1 protein-coding gene is annotated in these 574 nt (G+C 73.7%); it reads right to left on the bottom strand.

The features are described from left to right. Positions 1-574 (bottom strand): transposase (locus RKE29_RS30325; protein WP_312008905.1); only part of this gene is annotated, 574 nt, incomplete at both ends.

Here is a 574-nt window from a genome sequence, read left to right on the forward strand (position 1 = left end):
AGGCCGGTGGCGCGGGCCGCGCGGATGCGATCCTCGGCGCGGGCCCGCTGGCGGTGCCGCAGCTCCAGCGCCGCGATCGCGGTGTCCTGGGTGTTGGTGGCGAACGCCGTCAGGCGCATGCCGTCGGCGTCGGTGAAGCGCAACTGGGCGCCGGGGTGCGGGCGTTCCCTGCGGACGATCAGCCGCATGCCCTTGGGCCAGCTGTCCAGTACATCTCCGGCGAGTTCGGCGACCCAGGCACCGTCACGGATCTGGCCGCCGGGTTCGACGGCTGGCGTCCACGCCGAAGCGGGGATCTTCAGCACCGCCCGATGGATCTGCTCGGTGATGGTCATGCCCACCGAGTACGACAGCCACCGGCCGCGCGCGGTGAGCCAGTCGAGGAACGTGTGGGTACCGCCGGCGGAGTCGGTGCGGATCAGGGTGCGCCGACCGCGCCGGAACTTCCTCGGCAGCTGGGCCAGCGCCAGGCGGGTGGTGGCGATGTGGTCGGCGGCGGTGTTGCTGCCCGCCCTGCCCGGCCGCAGCAGCCCTGCGACCGGCTCTCCGCTGCCGCCGCGTCCGTGGTCGACGA

Origin of the sequence: Streptomyces sp. B1866, assembly GCF_031932565.1 — a bacterium.
Classification (GTDB): Bacteria; Actinomycetota; Actinomycetes; order Streptomycetales; family Streptomycetaceae; genus Streptomyces.